Origin of the sequence: Halorussus limi (assembly GCF_023238205.1) — an archaeon.
GTDB classification, from domain to species: domain Archaea; phylum Halobacteriota; class Halobacteria; order Halobacteriales; family Haladaptataceae; genus Halorussus; species Halorussus limi.
The window spans coordinates 2,049,013-2,073,422 of record NZ_CP096659.1; the positions used below are offsets into that span (position 1 = coordinate 2,049,013).

19 protein-coding genes are annotated in these 24,410 nt (G+C 67.3%); 8 read left to right on the forward strand and 11 right to left on the reverse strand.

Features of this window, described 5'->3' with window-relative positions:
* Positions 1–55 precede the first annotated feature (55 nt).
* Positions 56–1,543: an Asp-tRNA(Asn)/Glu-tRNA(Gln) amidotransferase subunit GatB gene (gatB, locus tag M0R89_RS10580; protein ID WP_248649052.1), complete on the reverse strand. Its 1,488-nt coding sequence runs from the start codon at positions 1,541–1,543 to the stop codon at positions 56–58.
* A gap of 79 nt (positions 1,544–1,622) precedes the next feature.
* On the opposite strand from gatB, the gene M0R89_RS10585 reads away from it, so the two are divergent.
* On the forward strand, positions 1,623–3,266 hold the full coding sequence (locus tag M0R89_RS10585) for a sensor histidine kinase (RefSeq protein ID WP_248649053.1): 1,644 nt from the start codon (positions 1,623–1,625) through the stop codon (positions 3,264–3,266).
* Between the two features lie 32 nt (positions 3,267–3,298).
* On the opposite strand, the gene M0R89_RS10590 is transcribed toward M0R89_RS10585, so the two are convergent.
* A complete protein-coding gene (locus tag M0R89_RS10590; protein ID WP_248649054.1) occupies positions 3,299–4,978 on the reverse strand; it encodes a PGF-pre-PGF domain-containing protein in 1,680 nt (559 codons plus the stop codon).
* Between the two features lie 149 nt (positions 4,979–5,127).
* Here M0R89_RS10590 and M0R89_RS10595 point away from each other — a divergent pair, with 149 nt between their 5' ends.
* The 3 genes from M0R89_RS10595 to M0R89_RS10605 are packed head-to-tail and all read left to right on the forward strand — an operon-like array spanning position 5,128 to position 10,154.
* On the forward strand, positions 5,128–5,409 hold the full coding sequence (locus M0R89_RS10595; RefSeq protein WP_248649055.1) for a DUF7518 family protein: 282 nt from the start codon (positions 5,128–5,130) through the stop codon (positions 5,407–5,409).
* A 25-nt stretch (positions 5,410–5,434) separates the two neighbouring features.
* Complete coding sequence (smc, locus tag M0R89_RS10600) at positions 5,435–9,016, forward strand: chromosome segregation protein SMC (protein ID WP_248649056.1); 3,582 nt, start codon at positions 5,435–5,437, stop codon at positions 9,014–9,016.
* Complete coding sequence (locus tag M0R89_RS10605) at positions 9,009–10,154, forward strand: segregation and condensation protein A (protein ID WP_248649057.1); 1,146 nt, start codon at positions 9,009–9,011, stop codon at positions 10,152–10,154. Before smc ends, M0R89_RS10605 begins: the two co-directional genes overlap by 8 nt.
* A 148-nt stretch (positions 10,155–10,302) precedes the next feature.
* Here M0R89_RS10605 and mtnP read toward each other — a convergent pair whose 3' ends face one another.
* From mtnP to M0R89_RS10620, 3 genes are all read right to left on the reverse strand, one after another.
* Positions 10,303–11,157 (reverse strand): S-methyl-5'-thioadenosine phosphorylase, encoded by an 855-nt coding sequence (gene mtnP / locus M0R89_RS10610; protein WP_248649058.1) that lies wholly within the window; start codon positions 11,155–11,157, stop codon positions 10,303–10,305.
* 107 nt (positions 11,158–11,264) lie between these two features.
* A complete protein-coding gene (locus M0R89_RS10615; RefSeq protein WP_248649059.1) occupies positions 11,265–11,603 on the reverse strand; it encodes a DMT family transporter in 339 nt (112 codons plus the stop codon).
* A 95-nt stretch (positions 11,604–11,698) separates the two neighbouring features.
* The gene (locus tag M0R89_RS10620) at positions 11,699–12,412 is read right to left on the reverse strand and encodes a phosphoribosyltransferase (protein WP_248649060.1); all 714 of its coding nucleotides are present in this window, start codon (positions 12,410–12,412) and stop codon (positions 11,699–11,701) included.
* Between the two features lie 127 nt (positions 12,413–12,539).
* Between M0R89_RS10620 and M0R89_RS10625 the strand changes: the two genes are divergently transcribed.
* A complete protein-coding gene (locus M0R89_RS10625) occupies positions 12,540–13,448 on the forward strand; it encodes a PhzF family phenazine biosynthesis protein (RefSeq protein ID WP_248649061.1) in 909 nt (302 codons plus the stop codon).
* Positions 13,449–13,493: 45 nt separating this feature from the next.
* Here M0R89_RS10625 and M0R89_RS10630 read toward each other — a convergent pair whose 3' ends face one another.
* Together M0R89_RS10630 and M0R89_RS10635 are read right to left on the reverse strand one after the other, a co-directional pair.
* On the reverse strand, positions 13,494–14,771 hold the full coding sequence (locus M0R89_RS10630; protein ID WP_248649062.1) for a phosphotransferase family protein: 1,278 nt from the start codon (positions 14,769–14,771) through the stop codon (positions 13,494–13,496).
* Positions 14,772–15,001: 230 nt separating this feature from the next.
* On the reverse strand, positions 15,002–15,433 hold the full coding sequence (locus M0R89_RS10635) for a hypothetical protein (protein ID WP_248649063.1): 432 nt from the start codon (positions 15,431–15,433) through the stop codon (positions 15,002–15,004).
* Between the two features lie 338 nt (positions 15,434–15,771).
* Between M0R89_RS10635 and ppsA the strand changes: the two genes are divergently transcribed.
* From ppsA to M0R89_RS10650, 3 genes are all read left to right on the forward strand, one after another.
* A complete protein-coding gene (gene ppsA / locus M0R89_RS10640; RefSeq protein WP_248649064.1) occupies positions 15,772–18,150 on the forward strand; it encodes a phosphoenolpyruvate synthase in 2,379 nt (792 codons plus the stop codon).
* Positions 18,151–18,454: 304 nt separating this feature from the next.
* Positions 18,455–19,441, forward strand: coding sequence for a hypothetical protein (locus tag M0R89_RS10645; RefSeq protein ID WP_248649065.1), 987 nt, complete (start codon positions 18,455–18,457; stop codon positions 19,439–19,441).
* Between the two features lie 188 nt (positions 19,442–19,629).
* Positions 19,630–20,796 (forward strand): 3-dehydroquinate synthase II, encoded by a 1,167-nt coding sequence (locus M0R89_RS10650; RefSeq protein WP_248649066.1) that lies wholly within the window; start codon positions 19,630–19,632, stop codon positions 20,794–20,796.
* 34 nt (positions 20,797–20,830) lie between these two features.
* Here the strand turns inward: M0R89_RS10650 and M0R89_RS10655 are convergent, their stop codons facing one another.
* From M0R89_RS10655 to M0R89_RS10670, 4 genes are all read right to left on the reverse strand, one after another.
* Positions 20,831–21,280, reverse strand: coding sequence for a zinc ribbon domain-containing protein (locus M0R89_RS10655; RefSeq protein WP_248649067.1), 450 nt, complete (start codon positions 21,278–21,280; stop codon positions 20,831–20,833).
* 73 nt (positions 21,281–21,353) lie between these two features.
* Entirely contained in the window at positions 21,354–22,025 is a 672-nt protein-coding gene (locus M0R89_RS10660; protein WP_248649068.1) for a type I 3-dehydroquinate dehydratase, read from the reverse strand.
* Positions 22,026–22,098: 73 nt separating this feature from the next.
* Complete coding sequence (locus M0R89_RS10665) at positions 22,099–23,130, reverse strand: DNA-methyltransferase (protein ID WP_248649069.1); 1,032 nt, start codon at positions 23,128–23,130, stop codon at positions 22,099–22,101.
* A 118-nt stretch (positions 23,131–23,248) separates the two neighbouring features.
* Positions 23,249–24,217 (reverse strand): transcription initiation factor IIB, encoded by a 969-nt coding sequence (locus tag M0R89_RS10670; RefSeq protein WP_248649070.1) that lies wholly within the window; start codon positions 24,215–24,217, stop codon positions 23,249–23,251.
* Positions 24,218–24,410 lie beyond the last annotated feature (193 nt).

Here is a 24,410-nt window from a genome sequence, read left to right on the forward strand (position 1 = left end):
AGCGTCCCCTCGCCGAACGACACCCGCGAAAATCAGTCCCGCACTGCCGGACGGCCTACTCGTCCAGTCGCTCGCGGAGCAGTTGGTTCACCGAACCGGGGTCGGCGCTCCCGCCGGTCTTCTGCATGACCTGCCCGACGAGGAAGTTGAGCGCGCCGCCCTCGCCGTCGTGGTAGTCCTCGACCGCGTCGGGGTTCTCCTCGATGGCCTCCTCGACGGCGCCCTCGACGGCGCCCTCGTCGGCCTTGCCGAGACCCTCGCGGTCGATGACCGTCTCGGGGTCCTCGCCCTCGTCTAACATCTCGCGGAGGACGACCTCTTCGGCGTTCTTGGTGGTAATCTCGCCGTCGGCCACCAACTCGATGAGGCGCATGAACTCGTCGAGACGACCTTCCACGTCCGTAATCGCCATGTCGCGGTAGTTGAGTTCGCCGAGCAGGTTGTCGGCGACCCACGTCGCCGCGAGGTCGGGGGCGTACTCGCCGGCCACGTCCTCGTAGAAGTCCGCGACCTGTTTCGTGGAGGTGAGTTTGCTCGCGGCCTCCTCGCTCAGGCCGTACTCGTCGCGGAATCGCTCGCGGCGGGCGTCGGGGAGTTCCGGGATGTCGAGTTTCTGCTTCCAGTCGCTGACCTGCAGCGGCGGCAGGTCGGCCTCCCGGAAGTAGCGGTAGTCCTTCTCCTCCTCCTTCGAGCGCATCGAGACGGTGACGCCCCGGCCCTCGTCCCAGTGGCGGGTCTCCTGCTGGATTTCCCGGCCGCGCTTGACCGCGTTCTTCTGGCGGGTCGCCTCGTAGGACAGCGCCTTCTCGGCGCCCCTGTGGCTGGAGATGTTCTTGACCTCGGTCCGATTGGCGTCTTCGAGCGCCTCCTCGCTGATTTCGCCGTTCTCGCCGACTTCGTCGGCAGGGACCACGCTGAGGTTGGCGTCGATGCGGAGGCTCCCGTCGCGCTGGCTGTCGAACACGCCGAGATACTCGAGGACCTCCTCCAGTTTCGCGAGGAAGGCCCGGACCTCCTCCGCGCCGCGGAAGTCTGGGTCGGTCACGATTTCCATCAGCGGTACTCCGGCGCGGTTGTAGTTGACGAGCGTGTAGTCTGCGCGGTCGATGCTCCCGCCCTCGTGCTGGAGGCTCCCGGGGTCCTCTTCGAGGTGCGCGCGCTGGATGCCCACCGTGCGTCGCTCGCCGTCGACCTCCACGTCGAGTTCGCCATCCTGACAGACCGGCGCGTCGTACTGGGTTATCTGGAACCCCTTCGGCAGGTCGGGGTAGAAGTAGTTCTTCCGGTGGAACGTCGTCTCCTCGGGGATGTCGGCGTCGATGGCCTTCCCCACCTTGACCGCCGACTCCACGGCGGCCTCGTTCAGCACCGGGAGCGCGCCCGGCAGGCCGAGACACACCGGGCAGGTGTGGGTGTTCGGTTCGGCGTCGGCCACGTCGGTCGAACAGCCACAGAAGATCTTCGTGTCCGTCTCCAGTTGAACGTGGACCTCCAGTCCGATGACGACCGCGAGGTCCTCCCGCTGGACAGCCTGTGCAGTCATTACCCGCCAGTTTGCGGTCGGGCCGCTAAAGACTAACGAACGAAGGTTCATTACCCCCGAGCGAGCAGGTGGAGGAAAAATGAAGGTCCGGACGAAGTTCGCGGTGCTGATGCTGGTCGTCACGCTCGCGCTGAGCGGAGTGGTCTACGGCCAACTCGAACTGGCCAAGGACCGGTCGGTCGCCCAGATGCGCGAGAACGTCGACCAGACCGCGATTCGGACCGCCGAGCAGATAGACGCCCAAATCCGCCAGCAGAAGGACTACGTCGGGTTCCACGCGTCGCGGCCGCGAGCCAGCAACTTCAGTCGCTCCGGCGAGTTCCTCCGCGGGTTCCTGACCAACCCGTACGTGTTCGCCGGACAGGTGGTCGCTGCCAACGGCACCGTCGTCGCCTTCGAGGGCGACGTGGCTCCCGAGGTGCGCCGACAGACCGTCGGCGACGGCATCGAGAATCGGACGTACTTCGAGCGGCCGGCCCGGACGGGCGAGATACACGTCACCGACCCCGAACGCGTCGCGGACAGTGACCAGCACATCGTGATAATCAGCGCGCCCATCTTCGAGGACGGCGAGATAACCGGCGTCCTCGCGGCCGCGTTCCCGGTCAACGAGTTCACGTTCCTCACGATGGTCAAACCGCTGGAGACCGACGTGCGGACGGTCTCGGTCGGGATGGGGAATCAGACGCTTCACGAGTCCCGACGGTCGTTCACCGACGGCGTCTCCAGCACCGCGACAGTCTCCTCGACGGGGTGGACGGTGCGGGTCAGTCGGAACCGGGCGACGCTGGACGCCCGCCTCCGCGAGATGGCGATACTACAGGCGGGGAGTCTCGCACTCGTCCTGTCGCTCGTCATCGGCTTGGCGGTCTGGGAGTACAACGCCAACATCCGTCAGGCGGAGAAACTCCTCGACGGCTTCCGCGCGCTCCGCGACGGCGACTACGACCACACGCCCGGTCTCTCCTCGGGCGAGGAGTGGAGCCAAATACGTGAGGGCTTTACCGACCTCGCCGACTCGCTGGCCACGCGAGAGAACGAACTCCGGGAGCGCGAGCAGCGGATTCAGGTGTTCAACCGCGTCCTGCGCCACAACCTCCGCAACGACATGACCGTCGTGGTCAACTACGCCGAGTTCGTCGCCGAGGAGTCCGACGACCCAGAAGTCCGGGGCGCGGCCGAGAAAATCGCGACTCGCGGGTGGGACCTCGTGGACCTGAGCGAGAAGGCGCGCCGCCTCGGGGCCGGAATGGAGGGCGAGGGCACCGAACCGGTCGAAATCGACGTGGCGGCGGTCGCGGCCGACGCCGCGTCCGCGGTCAGCGAGGAGTACCCGGACGCCGAGGTGTCGGTCGACGTTCCCGACCGGCAGTTGGCGGCGGCCGTCCCCGCGTTCGACGCGGCGGTCGAGAACGTCTGCGAGAACGCGGTCGAACACAACGACGCGGCCGACCCCGCGGTGTCGGTTTCGGTCGAGTCGACGACCGACGACGACGGGGAGTGGATTCGCGTGGCGGTCGCCGACGACGGCCCCGGCATTCCGGACCACGAGCGCGCCGTCCTGACCGACGGCGAGGAGACCGACCTCGACCACGGGAGCGGTCTCGGCCTCTGGTTGACTCACTGGGTCGTCGAGCGGTCGGGCGGCCGACTGTCGTTCACCGAGAACGACCCGTCAGGGTCGGTCGTCCGGATGGACCTGCGGCCCGCGGACGACGTCTGAGAACGGGTCCCGGAACCGGCAGGCGAGGCGCGTTAACTCCGCCAGCGCGCCCCGAGCAGGAAGCCGAGTACGGAGACGACACCGGCACCGACGCCGAGGCCCGGAGCGTTAGCAGTCGTCTCGGCGTCGGGCAGCGCGTCGGTCCCTCCGTTCCCGCGGTCGGTGGCCGCACCGCCGGTCGCTTCCGCGTTCGTCACACCGTCTGTTGCCGGCCTCGCGGTCCCGTTCACGACCACGTTGCCGACCCGGAACTCGTTGACGTACACCTCGTAGATACCGGGGTCGGCCACCGTGCGCTCGAAGGTGGTCTGTCGCATGCCGCCCGCCGCGATGGTGAGTTGGCGGCGCGCGACCGACTGGTCGCCGAGGACGAGTTCCGCGGTGAAGGTGCCGTCGGCGTCGCCCTCGTTCGCGATTCGGACCTGCACTTCGAGCGCGTCGCCGACCGAGATGGTCGATAGTTCGACCGTGGCGTCGGTAATCTCGAACTGCGGGCGCTGTTTCCCGGCCGCGAACTCCGAGAGGCCGGGCGAGCGCACCCGGTAGACGTAGTGGCTCTCGGTGGTCTCGACCAGCGTCGTCGGGAGTTCGTTCCACGACTCGCCGTGGTAGCGGTAGAGAGCGATTTCGCCGCGCTCGGAGGCGTTCACGCGGTCTCTCCGGACTCGGAACGTGAAAGTGACGTTGCTGATGTTCCGGTCGGAGATGGAGTGGTCGACGCTCAGGAACGCCAGCGGTTGCGTCCCGTTCGAGAGGCGCTCTTCGGGGGTCTTCTCGGCGATGGGCCGGTCGCTCGCGGTGACGTTCAGCGTGAAACTCGAGTCCCGCGCCGGCGTCACCTCGACGGTCGAGAACGAGACGTTCCGACTGCGGTTGCCGGGCGTCGAGACGTTCACCGCCACCGGTTCGTTCGCCGAGGCGTTCTCGACGGTGACGTTGACGGTCGGTGCGACCGCGGCGCGAACGGGTCGTCCGCGCTCGGTCGCGTTCGGCGGGAGCGTTCGGTTTCCGGAAACCGCCCCGGTACCGGGGAACGCGGTTCCGTTCCCCGGCGTTCCGGTCCGGTTCGTCGGCGGCCCGGCCCGGTCTCCCGGCGGACCGCTTCGACGCTCCTGCGGTCCGGTCGCGTTCGGTGGTCCGCCGAGTCCGGGCGGATGCTCGGCGCCGGGCCGACCACCCGCGCCGGGCGTTCGGTCGTCGTCTTGCGTTTCGTTCCCGGTAGGCGGCGCGTGGTCGGGTGTTCGACCGGGCGCTCGGCCGGGACCGTTCGGCTCGTCCGGCCCGTCGGCGGGCCGCCCCGAGCCGGGGGACGCGGCGGGGTCCTTCCCCCGTCCCCGACCGGGATTCCGCGCCTCGCTCGACGAGTCCCGAGTCGTGGTATCGCGCTCGGAAGATTCACGGGTCGTCGTCCCGGACGGGGGTCCGCTCGCGGGCGGGTCGCCGACTCCGCCACCCGGGTGCGCGGTCCCCGGGGTCGGAAGCAGTTCGGCGGCCGAGTCGGTCGTCTCCTCGCCGGTCGCGCTCGGAGGGTTCGAGACCGTCGCGCCGGTCGTCGGGAGGAGACTCTCGCTGGACTCACCGCCGTCGGCGAACGCGACGCCGACGGCCGGGGCGAGAGCGGCCGCGACGAGACCGACGACGGCGAGCGCTACAAGCGTCTGCTTCGGGGTCGACGGCGAGCGCCGCGGCTTCGAATCGGTACCTCCGGTCATCCGTTCAGATTATCGAACCTCTCGGCAGCGAATACTTATACGCTCCGATAGAACAAGCGCGTTCGTGTCGAACTCTCGCTCGGTTTGATGGCGGATTTCTGACGCGTGTCTGACGTACGTTTATGGTCCTGCCGTGGGCCAACACGGACATGAGCGACCAAGGCGATCGCGTCGAGGAACTCGAATCGAAGGTCGAGCGACTCGAAGCGACGATTCAGGGACTCACCGAGGAGTTAGTCGAGGTTCACGACCGACTGGAAACGCTCGAAGAGAGCGGGGCCTCCGAGGCGACGACGCCGAGTCCGACGCCGGAGTCCGACGTCGGCGAGACCGAAAGCGAGGAAAGCGACGAGGCTAAAAGCCAAGAGTCCAAGAAAGAAGACGAGACGGGGGAAGATTCCGGGTTAGGCGACGACATCATCGTCGCGTAACGGGGGTCCCCACGTACGAGCAACCATGCACATCAAAAAGCTCGTCTTGGACAATTTCAAGAGTTTCGGACGGCGGACCGAAATCCCGTTCTACGAGGATTTCACCACTGTCAGCGGTCCGAACGGCTCCGGGAAGAGTAACATCATCGACAGCGTCCTGTTCGCGCTCGGACTGGCGCGGACGCGGGGCATCCGCGCCGAGAAACTGACCGACCTCATCTACAACCCCGGCCACGCCGACGGGAGCGAGGAGTCGAGCGGCCCGCGGGAGGCCATCGTGGAGGTCGTGTTGGACAACGGCGACGGCACCTTGGACCGGGCGCAGGTCGTCAACGCCGCCGGGTCGGAGAACGTCGGCGACGTGGACGAGATAACCATCAAGCGCCGGGTCAAGGAGACCGAGGACAACTACTACTCCTACTACTACCTCAACGGCCGGTCGGTCAACCTCTCGGACATTCAGGACCTGCTGGCGCAGGCCGGGGTGACGCCCGAGGGGTACAACGTCGTCATGCAGGGTGACGTGACCGAGATAATCAACATGACGCCCCACGAGCGTCGCCAGATTATCGACGAAATCGCGGGGGTCGCGGAGTTCGACGCCAAGAAGGCCGACGCGCTCGAAGAACTGGAGACGGTCAAAGAGCGCATCAGCGAGGCCGAACTCCGCATCGGAGAGAAACAGGACCGACTCGACCAGTTGGCCGACGAGCGAGAGACAGCCCTCGAGTATCAGGGCCTGCGCGACGAGAAGCAGGAGTACGAGGGCCACCTCAAGGCCGCCGAGTTGGAGGAGAAGCGCGAGGACCTCGCGCACACCCGGGAGGACATCGAGGACCGCGAGGAGGAGTTGGCCGACCTGCAGGCCGAACTCGACGAGAAGCAGGGCGCGGTCATCCGCCTCGAAGACGAGTTGGAGGAACTCAACGCCGAAATCGAGCGGAAGGGCGAAGACGAGCAGTTGCGCATCAAGAGCGAAATCGAGGAGGTCAAAGGCGAGATTTCGCGCCTCGAAGACGCCATCGAGTCGGCCGAGGAGAAGATTCAGGACGCCGAGAACACCCGACGACAGGCGTTCGTCGAAATCGACCGCAAGCAGGAGAACGTCGAGGAGTTCGAGTCGGACATCCGCGACATCAAGATAGAGAAGTCCTCCGTGAAGGCCGACGTACAGCAGAAGGAGGCCGAGTTGGAGGAGGTCGAGGCCGAAATCGAGGCCATCGACACCGAGTACGACGAGGTGAAGGCCGAACTCGCCGAGAAGAAGGAGGTGCTGGAGGAACACAAGAGCGAGCGAAACGACCTCCAGCGCGAGAAAGACCGCCTCATCGACGAGTCGAGACGCCGGTCGAACGCCGAGAGCGAGAAGGAACAGGAACTCGACGAGGCCCGCGAGAAGATTCCCGAGTTAGAGACCAAACTCGACGACTTGGAAGACGAGTTGGCCAAGGCCGAGCGCAACCGCGCTCAGATAGACGACGTGGTCGAGGACCTCAAGCAGGAGAAACGAGAGCTACAGGACGACCTCGACTCGGTCGAGGACGAGATTCAGGCCAAACAGCAGGAGTACGCCGAACTCGAAGCCAAGGCCGGCCAGAGCGGCGACTCCTCGTACGGGCGGGCGGTCTCGACCATCCTGAACGCCGAAAAGCCGGGCGTCCACGGCACGGTCGGCCAGTTGGGCGGCGTGAACCAGAAGTACGCGACCGCCTGCGAGACCGCGGCCGGCGGTCGGATGGCGCACGTCGTGGTGGACGACGACGGCGTGGGCCAGTCGTGCATCGAGTATCTGAAGTCCCGGAACGCCGGGCGCGCGACCTTCCTGCCGCTGACCGAGATGCACACGCGGAACCTCCCGAGCGCGCCCAACGCGCCGGGCGTCGTGGACTTCGCGTACAACCTCGTGGACTTCGACTCGCAGTACGCGGGCGTGTTCGCCTACGTCCTCGGCGACACGCTGGTGGTCGAGGACATGGAGACCGCGCGCGACCTGATGGGCGACTACCGACTCGTGACCCTCTCGGGCGAACTGGTCGAGAAGAGCGGCGCGATGACCGGCGGGTCGAAGTCGGGGTCGCGCTACTCCTTCTCGAAGTCCGGCAAGGGCCAGTTGGAGCGGGTCGCCCAGCGAATCAACGAGTTGGAGGACGAACGCAAGTCGATTCGCGAGGACATCCGGGACGTGGAGGGCCGACTCGACGACGCCCGCGACCGCAAGAGCGACGCCACCGACCAAGTGCGGTCCATCGAGTCGACCATCGAATCGACCGAGGACGAACTGGAGTCCGTGAAAGCGCGCATCGAGGACATCGAAGACGAACTCGTCGCGATGGAGGCCGAGCGCGAGGCCGTCAACGAGCAGATGGAGGAGATAGAGGACGAGATAGACGAGCGCGAGGCGGCCATCGACGACGTCGAGGACGCCATCGCGGACCTCGAAACCGAACTCGAAGACTCCCGGATTCCGGAACTCACCGCGGAGGCCGAGGACATCGAGGCCGAAATCGACGAGTTGGAGGACCAGATGGACGAGTTGGACGGCGAACTCAACGAACTCCAACTCGAAAAGCAGTACGCCGAGGAGGCCATCGAGGACCTCCACGACGACATCGAGCAGGCCCAGAACCGGAAGGCCGAGCAGGAGGAGACGATAGCGGAGTTGGAGGGCAAAATCGAGGACCAAGAGGCCCTGCTGGAGGAGAAGCGCGAGGCCGTCGCGGAACTCGAAGACGAACTCGCGGACCTCAAAGACGAGCGCAAGGACGTGAAGGCCGACCTCCGAGAGGCCCAGCAGGAGCGCGACGACAAGAAGTCCGAGGTCGAGACCGTCGAGAACCGCCTCGAGAGTCTGCACCGGAGCGCCGACCGACTGGAAGAGGACATCGAGGAACTCCGCGAGCAGGTCGGCGAGTACGACGCCGACGAGATTCCCGACCTGAAGGAGGTCGAGCAGAACATCGAGCGCCTCGAACGCCAGATGGAGGAGTTGGAACCGGTCAACATGCTGGCCATCGAGGAGTACGACGACGTGAAATCCGACCTCGACGATTTGGAGGAGCGCAAATCGGTCCTCGTCGAGGAGCGTGAGGGAATCCGCGAGCGCATCGACTCCTACGAGGACCAGAAGCGAGCGACGTTCATGGACGCCTACGAGGCCATCGACGACCAGTTCGAGGAGATATTCGAGCGCCTCTCGAACGGGACCGGGACGCTCCACCTCGAAGACGACGAGGACCCCTTCGACGGCGGTCTGACGATGAAGGCCCAACCGGGCGACAAGCCCATCCAGCGTCTCGACGCGATGTCGGGCGGCGAGAAGAGTCTGACCGCGCTGGCGTTCATCTTCGCCATCCAGCGGTACAACCCCGCGCCGTTCTACGCGCTGGACGAGGTCGACGCCTTCCTCGACGCAGCGAACGCCGAGCGAGTCGGCGAGATGGTGGACGAACTCGCGGGCGACGCCCAGTTCGTCGTGGTCTCGCACCGTTCGGCGATGATGGAGCGCTCCGAGCGCGCCATCGGCGTCACGATGCAGGGCGACAACGTGAGTACCGTGACGGGAATCCAGTTGGGTGACGGCGACGAGGAGGTGCCCGCGGATGACTAGCGAGGAGCGAAGCTCCTCGAAAGACGTGAGCGGCGAAGCCGCGAACAGCGATTCCCCGGAGGAGAATCGGACAGACGAGCGGGGAGCGGAGCGACCCGCGAGCAGCGAGGACCGAAGCGACGACCTGCGAGCGGACGGCGGCGGTGACGTTCCGCTCAACATCGCGGGCCACGAGGAAGAGAAGCGCGAGCGCCAAGCCGAGGCGTCGGACCCGTTCGGCGGTGACAGTGACTCCGAAGCGGACGCCGGGGAGGCGTCCGCCGACGGCGACGAATCGGAGAGCATCATTAGCGAGGAACTCGACGTGAACCCGGACCCCGAGGACGACGAGGCCGAACCCGTCGAACTCCTCGTCCAACTCGCCGAGGAGGGCGAAATCGAGCCGTGGGACATCGACATCGTCACGGTCACCGACAAGTTCCTCGACCGACTCGACGGGGCCGACCTCCGGACCTCGGGCCGGGCGCTGTTCTACGCCAGCGTCCTCCTGCGCATGAAGAGCGACGCGATGCTGGCCGACGACGACGAGGAGGAGACCGAACCCGAGGACCCGTGGGACGAGTGGGGACCCGGCCCGGACGCGCCGATGGACCCCGACGCCGACGGCGAGTTCCCCGACTTCGACCCGGTCGAGCAGTTGGAAGACGAGATGGACCGCCGACTCGAACGCAAGAGCGCGCGCGGGTCGCCCGAGACGCTGGACGAACTCGTCCGCGAACTCCGGGAGCGCGAGCGCGGGTCGTGGTGGAAGGAGTCCAGAAGCTACGACACCACCGACTCGCCCTCCGGGTTCCAGCGCGGGACCCAGACGCTCGACTACCGCATGGACGACGACATGCGCGTGGACGAGGAACCCTCCGCGGACGACGTGACGGGCACGGCCCACGAGGAGGACATCGAGGCGGTCATCGACGACGTGCGCGAGGAGTTGCGGAGCCACTACGACAAGGGCCGGTCGGAGGTGCTGTACGCCGAAATCGACTCCATCGGCGGGTCGCGCATCCAGACGTTCCTCGCGCTCCTGTTCCTCTCGCACCGCGGGACCGTGACGCTGGAGCAGGACGACATGTTCGGCGACCTGTGGGTCGAGGACGCTGAAACTGCCGAGGAACCCGAAGCGCCCGCGATTGCGGACTAGTTCTCCCGGATTTCCGGTCGCGGTTCGTTCGCCACTACTTCTTCCGAGCGGTGGCTTCGTGGCTCGAATCTGAGCTAGCTTCTCGGCCGTTTCACCTGCTCCCGTACACTACCAAAGAAAAACGCTCGAAACGACGGCCGACAGTCGGTCAGTTCAGGTACTCGCCGACGAAGGGTTCGACGCGCTCGCGGGTCTCGTCGGGAATCGCCTCGGTCGGCGTGTTGATGGTCCCTTCGAGCGCGTGGCCGCAGTCGCACTCGCGCTCGTCGGGCATGTTCCGGACCGCGTGTTCCACGACTTCCTTGATGGCCTCCTCGTTCTCCGCGGCGTTGTCGAGCACCTCTTGGAGCGTGACCTCGCTGTCCTCCTTCCACACGTCGTAGTCGGTGACGCCCGTAACCGTGGCGTAGCACATCTCGGCCTCGCGGGCGAGTTTCGCCTCCGGAATCGTCGTCATCCCGATGACGTCCCAGCCCTGGTCGCGGTAGAACTCGCTCTCGGCCCGGGTCGAGTACTGCGGTCCCTCGATGCAGACGTAGGTGCCGCCCTCCTCGGATTCGGCGTCGGTCGCGGTCTCGCACGAGTCGGCCAGATGCTCGACCATGTGCGGGCAGTAGGGGTCCGCGAACGGCATGTGGACCACGATGCCGTCGCCGAAGAACGTCGAGTCCCGGTGCTTGGTCCGGTCGAAAATCTGGTCGGGCACGAGGAGACTCTGGGGCGGCAGGTCCTCGCGCAGACTCCCGACCGCGTTGCTCGACAGCACGCGCTCGACGCCGACCTGCTTCAGCGCGTGGATGTTGGCCTTGTACGGCGCGTTGGTCGGCGTGTGTTGGTGGTCCGGGCCGTGGCGCGGCAGGAACGCGACCTCCTCGCCGGCCAACTCGCCGATGGTGACGGGCGCGGACGGGTCGCCGAACGGGGTCGAAATCTCTTCTTCGCGGGTGTCTTCCAGCGGCAGGGCCTCGTAGATTCCACTTCCGCCGATGAAGCCGATCGTCATGGGGTAGACTCGCGTCGGCGGGTACTAAACGGCTACCCTTCGGCGTCACGATCGACGGTCGCCCCCTCGGGTCGAAACCGTCGACTTCCCGCAGAGGGCGTCGGCCGTCAGTGGGCGGGACTGTACGCGTCGGAGAAGAGGTTCAGGACGACGACGCCGCCGACGATGAGCGCCATCCCGACGACGCCCGCGGCGTCGAGCGACTCGTCGAATACGACGACGCCGAGGAGCGCCGCGGCCACGATTCCGACCGCCGACCACGTCGCGTACACTAGTCCTATCGGTAGCTCCTGAAGGGTGAGACTCAGGAGGTAGAAGGACCCGACGTAGCCGGCGACGACAACGAGCGACGGAACGACGTTCGCGAACCCGTCCGAGAACTTGAGCGCCGCGGTGCCGGTCACCTCGGCCGCGATGGCGCCGCCGAGGTAGAGGTATTCTCGCATGTACTCCCGTCGTTCGCCCACCGCGTTAAAAGTTCAGAAATCCGATAGCATCGGCGCTCGGAACGGAGAGCGGAGTCCGAACGCGGCGAGTCGCCTCAGGCACCCACGCCGTTCTCGTTCTCGACCAGACGCCACGTCTCGCCCTCGTCGGCCAGCACGTCCCGGCGAACCATCTCGTTCAACACCTCGTCCATGCGGTCGGGTTGGGCGATTTCCATCTCGATGCGCTCGACGTCGTGGAACTCGCTGAGCAGGTGGCGAATCTCCTCGGTCGTGAAGCTATCGCCGTCGGCCTTGTCCATCACGCCGCTGGTGATGTCTATCATGTCCTCGATGAAGTTCCACGGGTAGACTATCCACGCCCACTCGTCGAGTCGCTCCCCGATGTAGTCCGGTTCGAACTCGCTGGTCTGGAGGAGTTGGAGGGTCGCGGTCCGGACCTCGCCGGCGTCCCGGTCCGTGACGTACTCCTCGGCGCGCTCGATGGACCCGCCGGTGTCGGCGATGTCGTCGATGATGAGTACGTCCTTGCCCTCGACGCTCCCCTCCGGCATCGGATAGCGCACCTCGGGTTCGTCGGCCTTCTCGGCGGTCCCGACGTAGTGTTCCATCTTGAGACTCGTCAGGTCGTCCATTCCGAGGAAGTCACAGATACACCGCCCCGCGAACCACCCGCCGCGGGCCAGCGCGACCACCACGTCCGGTTCGAAGGAGTCCCGCTTCACCTGGTCGCTGACGTCGCGGCAGAGACCGTAGATGTACTCCCAGTTCGTAATCGTGCACTTGAACTCGTCGGGGAGTTCGCTCATACCACCTCGGGACTCGCACTCCTGCACACTTAACGGTTTACAGGCGCGTCTCGCGGCGGTCCCGTCGGCGTCGGCCGTCGATTCCGTCTCACGAACGCATAAGGGGTCTCCGCCACTGGATGCGACCATGGAGACGCGACGCGCCCTACAGGTAGACGCCTTCGCCGACGAACCGTTCGCCGGAAACGCGGCGGGAGTGGTCCCCGACGCCGCCGACCTCACCGAGAGCCAGATGCAGGCCATCGCGAACGAACTCGCGGTCAGCGAGACCGCCTTCTTCCGGGAGAGCGACGAGGCCGACCGGCGGGTCCGCTACTTCACGCCGACGACCGAGGTGGACCTCTGTGGCCACGCGACCATCGCCTCCCACGCCCACCTGCTCGAAGACGGCGTCATCGCCCCCGGCACTCACAGCCTCGAAACCAACGTCGGCGTCCTCGAAATCGAGGTCACGGAGGACGGCACCGTCTGGATGACGCAGGACGCCCCCGAGGTCCGAGAGGTGGACCTCGACTACGAGCGCATCGGCGACGCGCTCGGCATCGACCACGCCGCGCTGGAGGACGTGGGCGCGGACCTCCCGCTGGCGGTGGCCTCGACCGGTCTCCCCTTCCTCGTCGTGCCGGTCAACTTCCTCGAACACGTCTCGGCGATGGACCCCGACTTCGGCGAAATCGATGCCATCAGCGAGGAGGTCGATGCGACCGGCGTCTACGCCTTCAGTTTCGACGCGCTCGGGGCCGACTCGACGCTCCACGGCCGGATGTTCGCGCCCGCCGCTGGCGTCCCGGAGGACCCCGTGACGGGAACCGCGAGCGGTGCGACGGGCGCCTACCTCCGCGAGGTCGAGGCGTTCGACGGCGAGGGGGTTCCGGACGAGATGGTGTTCGAGCAGGGCCACTTCGTGGACCGGCCGGGGCGCGTCCGCGTGCGCGTCGGCGAGGAGGTCCGGGTCGGCGGGCAGGCCGCCACGGCGCTCGACGGCGAGTTGCGAGTTCCGGAACTGGACGACGGCGACGACATCATCGAGGCCTGAGCGGTCGGCGGCGACTCTCGGCTTTCGAGCGGGTGCGTAGACCGGCTATCGTTCGACCAGTTCCCGGACCGCTCGGCGGTGCATCTCGGCGGCCGCCTCGCGCCCGGCGTCGGTCCGCCCGTCGTACCAGAGCGAGAACCAAACCAGCGGGAGGAGGCGCGTCACCCCCAGATACAGTTCCCGACGGCGCTCCGCGTCGGGACCGAATCCGAGGTCGTCGGGCGCGCTCGACGCGCCGCGCTCGCTCCGCTCACGGTACCCCTCGCGGAGCGCCGCGCGGACCCGCTCGCGGAGCGGGTCGTCGTGGCGCGCCCACCCGCTGAGGTGTTGCTCGGTCACCACGAGGTTGTACTGCGGTTCGAGCGTGGAGGCGTTCCCCCAGTCGAGGACCGCCCGCGTCTCGCCGGTCGCGGGGTCGACCAGCAGGTTGCCGAGTCGGTAGTCGTCGTCGCCGAAGACTGGGTCGAAGTCGCCGTGGAGGGCGTCGAGGCGCGAGTCTATGAACTTCCAGAGGTCGGCTTCGAGGTCGGCGAACCGGTCGTGGAAGTCGCCCAAGTTGTCGGCGACCGTTCGCTCGACTCGCGCGCGCCACGAGTCGGTGGCCGCCTCGTCGGTGGTCAGGGCGGCCGTTCGGCCGGCGGTCGGAGCGGCCGCTCGGTCGGTGACGCGGACGGCGGCGTCGGTGACGAGGGCGGAGTCGTCCGCGGTCGGTCCCGCCCCGCGAGCGTCGGCGTCGCGCGCGAGGACGACGGTGCCGAACGCCTCGAAGTCCCCGAGCGCGTGGAGGTCGGCCAGATAGCGCCCGGCGTCGCGGGCGAGACGCTCCGTCGCGTCGGCGGGCAGGTCGCGGACCTCGTCCTCCCGGACCTCGCCGTCGCAGCGCTCCATCAGGTAGAACGGCGCGGGCAGGTCCGGGTGGTCGTCCACCGCGCCGACGACGTCCGGCACGGGAATCGAGGTCCGACGGCCGACGACCGCCATCAGGTACGGTTCGGGCCGGAACGCGCGCGGGTCGAGGAACTCGCAGGCCTTCAGGACGCACTCGCGGGGACCGTCGGGCGTCTCGGCGGTGACGAAGTAGACCACGTCGGTCCCCTCCGCGGCGGGCGTCGCCTCGCGGACCGACCACGCCGGGCGAATCTCGCGGACCATCGCCTCGACGGTCTCGGCGGAGAGTTCGCGGTCGGCGTCGGCGACGACCGCCGCGAGGTCGTCGGTGTCCGCTCCGTCTCCGTCGGCGGGTTCGTCGTTTCCGTCGCGGTCTGGGTCCGCGCGGTCCTCGCTCTCGGCGTCGTGTGCGCTCGATACCTCGGCGTCGTCCATGCCTGGTGTCTCGGGGGCGCGCCGTAGAAAGGTTGCCCTCCTGTGTCAACGATTGGCGGTCGAGGAAGGTAGACCTTGCTTTAGAAAATAAAAATGCGCTCTTCGGAATTATAAATCGTTCTCAGAACACACCCGGTGAATCTCCTCGCTGTTCCCGCCCCATTTCGCCGTTCGCGAACTCCGTTCCCGTCGTTGCACCTGCAACCGACGCGGACCCGATTCGGTCTCGACTACTGCTGTTCGCCGAACTGGAACTCGTCTGCGGTCTCCTCGCGCTTGAGTTCCGACATCTGGCGGCGGGTCTCCGACACGTCGTGTTCGACCTCCGAGAGGCGCTCGTCGAGCACCGACAGGATCTCGCTCTTGACCTTCTCGCTGTCGAAGCGCTCGCGCATCTGCTCCTCGACGGCGGCGGTGAACACCCGCACGAACGCCGTGACGCTCCCGACGGCCCAGAGGACGACGCCGAGGAACGCGAGGACGAGACCGGGCGCGGCGGTCGTCAGCGCCGTCGTCAGCGCCGCGCCCTCGGCCAACTGTTCGTACCCGTCTGCGATGCCCAAGACGACCCCGCCGCCGACGAGTGCGCCACCGACCGCGGTGGCGATTCCGGCGAGGACGACGTAGTAGACTGCCCACCGAAGCGAACGACTCGCGTCCATGCGTGGGTGAGACGAACGGAGACGTATAAACTCATCCGTTTTCGTGTCGGAGAATGTAGGAGTCGCGGCGGGAAGCCGAGAGGTGCGGAGGCCAGGTCCGGTGAACCGAGGAGCGAGACCTGCGAGACGCGAGTCGCTCCAGCGCGACGGCGGTCCGCGTCGTCGGGCGTCCCGCCGGGCCGAGCGTCCCACCGGGCCGAGCGCGTTTCGGCAAGAAATGTCACCGACCGCGCCGGGAGTCGAGAGTTCCAAAACTAAATCCGGTTTCGAGTTAATATTCAGGGAGCTAACCGGTCGGAACATTCTTTATTCGCCTTCTTGTTCTCTCACATGCACCAATGGCTGTACTCTGGCTGGACGAAATCACCGCGGACGACCTCGAACTGGTCGGCGGGAAGGGCGCGTCGCTGGGGGAACTCACCGGCGCCGGCCTGCCGGTCCCCTCGGGGTTCGTGGTTTCGGCCGGCACCTACCGCTCGTTCATCGAGGAGACGGGAATCGACGAGGAACTGTTCGAGACCGTGGACGTGGACACGGAGGACTCGAAGGCGCTCGCGGAGGCCCAGTCTCGGGCCAAGGAACTCGTTCTCGAAACCGAGATGCCCGAGGAGATTCGCCAGGAGATATACGACTCCTACGACGAGATGGGGGACGGCGACGACTTCGTCGCGGTCCGCTCGTCGGCGACCGCCGAGGACCTGCCCGACGCCTCGTTCGCCGGGCAGCAGGAGACGTTCCTCAACGTCACCCGTGAGGACCTCGTGGACCGCGTCAAGCGGTGCTGGGCGTCGCTGTTCACCCAGCGAGCCATCTACTACCGCCAAGAGAAGGGCTTCGCCCACGACAAAGTCGACATCGCGGTCGTCGTCCAGCGCATGGTCGACGCCGAGAAGTCCGGCGTGATGTTCACGAGCCACCCCTCGACCGGCGCGTCGCGCATCATCATCGAGGCCGCGTGGGGACTCGGGGAGGCGGTCGTCTCCGGGTCGGTCTCGCCCGACAACTACGTCGTGGACCGCGACTCGGGCGCGGTCGAAGAGGTAACCGTCGCCGACAAGAAGACGATGATGGAGAAAGACGAGGCGACCGGCGAGACGGTCGAGCGCGAGGTCCCCGACGACCTGCGCGAGGCCCAAGTCCTGGACGAGCGCGACATCGAGCGCCTCGTGGAACTCGGTGAACGAGTCGAGGACCACTACGGGACGCCTCAGGACGTGGAGTGGGCCATCGTCGACGGCGAGGTCTTCATGCTCCAGTCGCGTCCCATCACGACCATCGACGACGGCGAGACCGAAATCGAGACCGACGACGGGGCGAGCGCCAACGGCGCGAGCGCGGACGCCAACGGCGCGAGCGCGACCGCCGCGGGGGCCGACGGCATCGCCGACGGGAGCGGTGCGGTCGAGGCCGCGGGCGGCGCAGGTGACGCCGGCGCGGGCGCCAACGGCGACGTGCTCGTCTCCGGACTCGGCGCGAGTCCGGGCATGGCCTCGGGCGCGGTCCGCATCGTCGACCAACTCGACCAACTCGACAAGGTCAGCGACGGCGACATCATCGTCACCGAGATGACCACGCCCGACATGGTGCCCGCGATGAAGCGGGCGGCGGGCATCGTCACCGACGAGGGCGGGATGACCAGCCACGCCGCCATCGTCTCCCGGGAACTCGGCGTCCCGGCGGTCGTCGGTTCGACCGACGCCACCGCGACGCTGACCGACGACCAGCGCATCACCATCGACGGCGACAAGGGAACCGTCACGCAGGGCCGAACGGAGACGACCGAGGAGCGCGAACCCATCGAGGAGGCCCGCCCGAAGACCCCGGTCAAGCCGATGACGGCGACCGAGGTGAAGGTCAACGTCTCCATCCCGGAGGCCGCCGAGCGCGCCGCCGCCACGGGCGCCGACGGCGTGGGTCTGCTCCGGATGGAACACATGATACTCTCCACGAACAAGACGCCCGCCAAGTACATCGACGACCACGGCGTCGACGCCTACGTCAACGAAATCGTGGAGGGCGTCCGCGGCGTCGCCGACGAGTTCTACCCCCGACCGGTCCGGGTCCGGACGCTCGACGCGCCCACCGACGAGTTCCGCCAACTGCAGGGCGGCGAGGACGAACCCGACGAGCACAACCCGATGCTCGGCTACCGGGGCATCCGGCGGAGCCTCGACAGGCCGGACGTGTTCAAGCACGAACTCGAAGCGTTCGCCCGCCTCTACGAGATGGGCTACGACAACGTCGAAATCATGTTCCCGCTGGTCAACGACGCCGAGGACGTGATTCGGGCGCGCAACCTCATGGAGGAGTCGGGCATCGACCCCGACAAGCGGACGTGGGGCGTGATGATAGAGACGCCGGCCTCGGCGCTCGGCGTCGAGCAGATGGCCGAGCAGGGCATCGACTTCGCCTCGTTCGGCACCAACGACCTTACCCAGTACACCCTCGCGGTGGACCGGAACAACGAGAACGTGGCCGACCGGTTCGACGAACTCCACCCCTCGGTCCTGCAACTCATCAGCCAGACCATCGAGACCTGCCGCGAGCACGACGTGGACACCTCCATCTGCGGGCAGGCGGGGTCCAAGCCCAAGATGGTCCAGCACCTCGTCGACGAGGGCGTCAGTTCCATCTCGGCCAACATCGACGCGGTTCGCGACGTGCAACACGAGGTCAAGCGCGTCGAGCAGAGCCTCATCCTCGACTCGGTGCGCTGACCGGGTCGGCACGCGGACCGATTCGGTGCGCCACCCGTCCCGACGCACCGACCGTCCCGACGCACCGACCGTCCCGACGCACCGACCGTCCCGACGCACCGACGAACCCGATACACTACTGGCGGCCCGCCAGTAGGCCATCTGGCGGCCTGCTGACGCGCTGTCCGGGCGTTTCGCTGCGGGCGATTTTTCGCGGACGGCGGCCGATTAGGCCCCGATTAGTCCGCACAAGTGGTAGCTAATCCGGAAAACGACCCGGCACGATACCCTCAGTTTATGGGCGCGGGCGTCGGAGTCGAACCAAATGGCGTCACGCAGCGCCGCGCTCGTCGTCGTGCTTCTCGTCGTCCTCGCCGGGTGCGCCGGGAGCGACGGCGGCCCAGCCACGACCACGGCCGCGACTCCCACGACGGACGCGCCGACAGTCGACTCGAAGACGACCGGGACGACCGCGACAACCGCGACAACCGCGAGCGGTATCGCGACGAGTACGTCGACCCCGAACGACTCGTCGGCGAACGCCTCGCTGCCGCCGGGGGTCAACGCCACGGGCGTCGAGGACGCCGAGGCGCTGGTCGGCGCTCACCGGCGCGCGCTCAACAACACCAGCTTCGCGTTCCGGTTCCGGGCGAACGTCTCGGTCGGTCCCGCCAGCCAGTGGACCCTCCAGCGCGGAACCGTCGGCGAGGGCCTCTCGCCGCTGGTCGTCCACTCGAACAGCGTGCGCCGGTTCGAAGACGGCACCTCCTCGGTGTCGACCGACCTCTGGGCGAACGGGACGGCCGTGGTCGTCCGGTACCGCGGCGAGAACAGGACCGAACTCCGACGCTACAACCGGTCGGGCGGCAATCTGGCCGACGAGACGTGGGCGCACCTGCCGCGGGCCGACCTCGACTCGCAGGTCACTCAGTCGTGGCTCCTCGAACTCGCGCTGACCGCCGGAGAGTACGAGCGCGTCCGGACCGAACGCGCCGACAATCGGACGATGACGGTCCTCCGAGCGACCGACCCGGTCGCCGCCGCGAACTACACCGACCTGCGGTCGACGCTCCGCGTGGACTCGGCGGGCCGGGTCCACTCGCTGTCGCTGACCGCGACCTACGAGGGCGACAACGAGACCCGGATTCACTACGATTTCGAGTTGACCGAGGTCGGCAACGCGTCGGTCGAGCGACCGTCGTGGGTCGGGGCCGCGACGCCCCCGACCACGACGGAGAACGAAACCGCGACGGCGGCGGGGAACGCGACCACGGCGAAAGCGGAGACCGCGACCACAACTACGGACCGCTGAGACCGTCTCTCTCCGGCGTCGCGCCCGCCGACCGACTCTCGACAACGCGCTCGCCGAGACCGACCACCGATAGACGCTCGTCGCGCCTCTCGCCTTTCTACGCAGTGCCACAGCGAACGTCCGCTCTGGACCGCGCACGATTCGTCACATCCGCCACGTTCAAGCCGTCCCGCTGCAAGCGTGGGAATATGACACGCTCTGTCTGGCTCAAGGCCGACGACGCGGTCGGCGACTGGGACGACCGCCGGAAGCGAATCACGGCGGGACTCGAAGCGGGCGTCGACTGGGTGCTGGTCGACGCCGCCGACGTGGAACGCGTTCGCGAACTCGGCGACGTGAACGTCGCGGCGTTCTCCCACGGCGACGCGCAGGTAATCGACGAGGCCGAATCGCGCGCGGAGGCCGACGCGTACATCGTCGGCAAGGACGGCGAGGGCGACGGGACCGTGGACCTGCCCAACGACTTCTCCGGGTCGGCGGACCTCTCGACGCTCCGGCGCGACGACGACCGGGCGAACGGCGCGTACGTCCGCATCCTCGACGAGGACTACGAGGCGTTCGCCGAGGCGGCCGCGACGGAGGCCGACTACACCGTCGTCGTCGGCGAGGACTGGACCATCATCCCGCTCGAGAACCTCATCGCGCGCATCGGCGAGGAGACCGAACTCGTCGCGGGCGTCACGACCGCCGAAGAGGCCAAGACCGCGTTCGAGACGCTCGAAATCGGGAGCGACGCGGTCCTGCTCGACACCGACGACCCCGACGAGATTCGGGAGACCGTCGCGGTCCGCGACGAGGCCGAGCGCGAGACCCTCGATCTAGACTGGGCGGAGGTCGTGACCATCGAGCGAACCGGGAGCGCCGACCGCGTCTGCGTCGATACGGGGAGCCTGATGGACCACGACGAGGGGATGCTCGTCGGGTCGATGTCCCGCGGACTCTTCTTCGTCCACGCCGAGACCGCCGAGTCGCCGTACGTCGCCTCCCGGCCGTTCCGAGTGAACGCGGGCGCGGTCCACGCCTACGTCCGGACGCCCGACGGCGGCACGAAGTACCTCGCGGAGTTGCAGTCCGGCGACGAGGTGCAGGTCGTGGACACCGACGGCCACACCCGCGAGGCGACGGTCGGCCGGGTCAAGATAGAGAAGCGCCCGATGTTCCGCGTGGTGGCCGAGTTCGACGACGGCGACCGGGTCGAGACGCTGCTCCAGAACGCCGAGACCATCAAGGTCGCCACCGCCGAGGGCCGGAAGGCGGTCACCGACCTCGAAGCGGGCGACGAACTCCGGGTCTTCCGCGAGGGCGGCGCTCGGCACTTCGGCGAAGCGGTCGAAGAGAGCATCATCGAGAAGTAGTCCGTCCGGGCCGGTCGCGTTGAGAACTGCTCGTTTACCGCGAAACCGCGTTTCCTTCGGTCGGCCCGTTGGGACCCTCGCGCTCCGGAAGCGGCGTCGTACACCACTGACAGAAGTCGAGGTCCTCGTCCACGGGCTTGCCGCAGTAGGGGCACTGCTCAGCCGCCTCCTCGGCGGGTTCGTGTTGGAGCGCCAGCCAGTAGGCGTCGACGGCGCTGAACAGGCGCACGACCCAAATCGGGAGCAGTTCCTGCCAGCCGAGACCCCGCGTCGCCTCCATGGCGGCGTCGAACGCGGCCGAGACGCTGCTCGAGGCCGCTACGGTCTCGGGCGGCGAGACGAACAGCAACACCGCGCTGACCGCGAACGCGAACCACATCGCCGAGCGAAGCCACTCTCGGAGGTAGACGTGTCCGAGCCCGGGGAGGAAAAACGAGAGCAGTGCGCCCAGCCACGGACGCTTTTCGGAGTTCGTGCGAGTCACTACCCGGCGCTAACCGACCGACGCTAATAAATGCTGTCCCACGAGACCGGCGGCATCCGTCAATACAGACGCTCTATTTTAAGTCTTCTACGAGGCGGGCCAGCGTTTCGAGGTCGTACTGACCAGGCGCGGTTGCATCTGCGGGGTCAACCGGCGCGTACCCGATTCGGGACCCGTAAAGGGGCGCGACCGCCCGAGAGTGGCGGCCGGGCGCGCCCATCGCCATCGTCGCCACGCGCTCTCCCGCGGCGTCGAACTCGCGGGTGACCGCCAGCAGGTCCAGCACGTCGCTCCGACTCTCGGCCGTGACTGCGAGTTTCCCCACGTCGGCACGCTCGGTCGCGGTTTCGAGGGCGTCGCGGAGGTCGGGTCTCGACGGCGTGCGCTCGAAGTCGTGAACCGAGGCGACCACCGTCGTGCCGGCCCGGCGCGCGCGCTCGGCGACTCGCTCGCCCTCGCCCGCGGTGAGGCTCTCCAGTTCCACGTCCACCGCGCCGACGCAGGCCAGTTCCGCGGCTTCGGCCAACTCGGCGAGGCGGGTCTCGTCGTCCTCGGCCTCGCCTCCTTCCCACGCCGCGCGATTGGTGGCGAGGACGGGCAGTTCGCCGTCGTACGATTCTAACGCGGCGAGCGGGTCGCTGGCGAGATCCATCCGGAACTCCACGGCGTCGGCGTGTCGGCGAGCGCGGGCCTCGGCGTCGAGGTCGGCGAGGCTGGCCGCGAGGACGAACTCCTCGAAGTTCATGCGTGGGTGTCGGTCGGGAGCGTGGAAAAGTGTACTCGTTGCTCCGACCGGGACTCGGTCGACGACGTATCGGTCATCCGCCGTCGAACGGCCGGTGGGAAACGACGTAGCGGTCGCCGTCGCGCTCGTAATCCTCGACCGTGTACAACTGCAACTCGCGTTCCTGTTTGGTCTTGACCTCGAAGTCGTAGTTCTCGGCGTCGTAGCCGAGGTCCCTCCCCTCCGCGAACTCGCGGTGGGCGTCGAGTCGCTCGCGGTTCTTCTCGTCGGCGAACTCCTCGACGGCCGCGAGGCGGTCGTCGAACACCTCGCGGAACTCCGTGCTGAGTTCGTAGCCCGCCGAGTTGCGCCCCGCGACCATCGCCGCGAGACTGGTGGTGCCCGTGCCCCAGAAGGGGTCCAGCACCGTGTCGCCGTACACCGAATACATGTTGACGAGTCGATAGGGGACCTCGAAGGGGAACGCGGCCGAGCGCGTCCGGAGTTCGTCGTGGTCGAGTCGCTGGCCCTCGCCCTGCACGTCGGTCCAGAGGTCCGAGAACCAGTCGTTGCGCTCCTCCCAGAAGTAGGCGGCCTCGTACCGGCGCTCGGCCCCGGTCTCGAACGACCGGCGCTCGCCGCCGTTCCGAAAGAGGAGGACGTATTCGTGTTCGAGGGTCGCGTAGGCGTTGGGCGGCACCATCCCCGACCCCATGAACTTGGTGAGGCTGTTGACCGGCTTGCGCCACAGCACGTCCGGCAGGAGGTCGAAGCCCCGCTCGCGAAATCTGGTGATGAGTTCGGCGTGGTTCGGGTAGAGTTGGAAGCCGTCGCCGACGCTCCGGGTGGCGTCGCCGACGTTGACCGCGGCGACGCCGCCGTCCACGAGGACCCGCGCGAGTTCGTCCCAGACGGGGTTCAGCGCGGCGTGCATCGCCTCGAAGGCGGCCTCGGCGTCGCCTTCCGCCAGCAACGCCTCGATTTCGGGGTCCAACTCCGCGAACAGGTCGTCCCACATCGCTATCATGGGGTACGGCGGCGAGGTCACGACGAGTTCGACGGAGTCGTCGCCCAGCGCGGTCATCTCCCGGGCGTCGCCGACGTGAATCCGGTGTTCGGTCTCCATCCGCTCGGTAAGCCGTCTCTGGGGGCCGTACAATTCTCTTTCGGTTTCAAACCGTATGTAACTAGAAAGGAGCGGCGTCGCCCGGCGTCGGGCCGACCGGGTGAGCGGCGTCGCCGGTTCAGGCCATCGCGGGGGCCTCTTCGGCCTCCAGCAGTTCGTGGTAGCGGTTTCGGATAGTGACTTCGCTGATGTCGGCGACCTCGCTGACCTCTGCCTGCGTGGTCTTCTCGTTGGTCAGGAGGGCGGCGGCGTAGACCGCGGCGGCGGCGAGTCCGACCGGCGACTTGCCGCTGTGGACGCCCTTCTCCTTGGCGGTCTGGAGCAGTTCGCGGGCGCGGTGTTCGGCCTCGTCCGAGAGGTCGAGTCCGGAGGCGAACCGCGGGACGTAGCTCTCGGGGTCCGCGGGCTTGACTTCGAGGTTGAGTTCCCGTACCACGTAGCGGTAGGTCCGTGCGACCTCGCTCTTCTCGACTCGACTCACGTCGGCGATTTCGTCCAGACTCCGCGGGACGCCCGCCTGCCGCGCGGCGGCGTAGACGCAGGCCGTCGAGACGCCCTCGATGGAGCGGCCGGGCAGGAGGTCCTCGTCGAGTGCGCGGCGGTAGATGACCGACGCGGTCTCACGGACGTTGTTCGGGAGGCCGAGCGCGGAGGCCATGCGGTCGATTTCGCCGAGCGCCTGCTTGAGGTTGCGCTCCTTGCTGTCGCGGGTGCGGAACCGCTCGTTCCACTTGCGAAGCCGCTGCATCTTCTCGCGCTGGCGCGACCCCAGCGAGTTGCCGTAGGCGTCCTTGTTCCGCCAGTCGATGTTGGTCGAGAGGCCCTTGTCGTGCATCGTGTTCGTCGTCGGCGCGCCGACGCGGGACTTCTCGTTCTTCTCCTTGGAGTCGAACGCGCGCCACTCCGGCCCGCGGTCGACCTGGTCCTCGTCGACGACCAGTCCGCACTCCTCGCAGACCGTCTCGCCGTGTTCGGTGTCCGAGATGAGATTCCCGTTGCACTCGGGGCAGGCGGTTGACTCGTCGGTTTCTTCTTCGACCTCTTCCTCTGCTTCCGTTCGCTTGACTCGCGTAGTTACGTCTGACATTGTGGCTCCTCGTTGCGGAGATGGCGCGGGCTACCGGGCAGGGAGAACCTGAAAAACCCGGCCTCAATTCCTTGACGTTGGCTTCTTCCGAAAGCTATTTAATATTTTCGGAACTCGATTTACCGAGTCTCGTGAACGGGTGCCACACCACTCCGAGACGCCGGACTCGGTTCGCCGTCGGGAAAATTTAAGT

What these genes read in the sequence shown, in the direction of transcription:
- M0R89_RS10585 (WP_248649053.1), top strand. Translation starts at nt 1,623, where the DNA reads ATGAAGGTCCGGACGAAGTTCGCGGTGCTGATGCTGGTCGTCACGCTC.
- M0R89_RS10650 (WP_248649066.1), top strand. Translation starts at nt 19,630, where the DNA reads ATGACACGCTCTGTCTGGCTCAAGGCCGACGACGCGGTCGGCGACTGG.
- mtnP (WP_248649058.1), bottom strand. Translation starts at nt 11,157, where the DNA reads ATGACGATCGGCTTCATCGGCGGAAGTGGAATCTACGAGGCCCTGCCG.
- M0R89_RS10615 (WP_248649059.1), bottom strand. Translation starts at nt 11,603, where the DNA reads ATGCGAGAATACCTCTACCTCGGCGGCGCCATCGCGGCCGAGGTGACC.
- M0R89_RS10595 (WP_248649055.1), top strand. Translation starts at nt 5,128, where the DNA reads ATGAGCGACCAAGGCGATCGCGTCGAGGAACTCGAATCGAAGGTCGAG.
- M0R89_RS10630 (WP_248649062.1), bottom strand. Translation starts at nt 14,771, where the DNA reads ATGGACGACGCCGAGGTATCGAGCGCACACGACGCCGAGAGCGAGGAC.
- ppsA (WP_248649064.1), top strand. Translation starts at nt 15,772, where the DNA reads ATGGCTGTACTCTGGCTGGACGAAATCACCGCGGACGACCTCGAACTG.
- gatB (WP_248649052.1), bottom strand. Translation starts at nt 1,543, where the DNA reads ATGACTGCACAGGCTGTCCAGCGGGAGGACCTCGCGGTCGTCATCGGA.
- M0R89_RS10635 (WP_248649063.1), bottom strand. Translation starts at nt 15,433, where the DNA reads ATGGACGCGAGTCGTTCGCTTCGGTGGGCAGTCTACTACGTCGTCCTC.
- M0R89_RS10605 (WP_248649057.1), top strand. Translation starts at nt 9,009, where the DNA reads ATGACTAGCGAGGAGCGAAGCTCCTCGAAAGACGTGAGCGGCGAAGCC.
- smc (WP_248649056.1), top strand. Translation starts at nt 5,435, where the DNA reads ATGCACATCAAAAAGCTCGTCTTGGACAATTTCAAGAGTTTCGGACGG.
- M0R89_RS10645 (WP_248649065.1), top strand. Translation starts at nt 18,455, where the DNA reads ATGGCGTCACGCAGCGCCGCGCTCGTCGTCGTGCTTCTCGTCGTCCTC.
- M0R89_RS10660 (WP_248649068.1), bottom strand. Translation starts at nt 22,025, where the DNA reads ATGAACTTCGAGGAGTTCGTCCTCGCGGCCAGCCTCGCCGACCTCGAC.
- M0R89_RS10590 (WP_248649054.1), bottom strand. Translation starts at nt 4,978, where the DNA reads ATGACCGGAGGTACCGATTCGAAGCCGCGGCGCTCGCCGTCGACCCCG.
- M0R89_RS10670 (WP_248649070.1), bottom strand. Translation starts at nt 24,217, where the DNA reads ATGTCAGACGTAACTACGCGAGTCAAGCGAACGGAAGCAGAGGAAGAG.
- M0R89_RS10620 (WP_248649060.1), bottom strand. Translation starts at nt 12,412, where the DNA reads ATGAGCGAACTCCCCGACGAGTTCAAGTGCACGATTACGAACTGGGAG.
- M0R89_RS10625 (WP_248649061.1), top strand. Translation starts at nt 12,540, where the DNA reads ATGGAGACGCGACGCGCCCTACAGGTAGACGCCTTCGCCGACGAACCG.
- M0R89_RS10665 (WP_248649069.1), bottom strand. Translation starts at nt 23,130, where the DNA reads ATGGAGACCGAACACCGGATTCACGTCGGCGACGCCCGGGAGATGACC.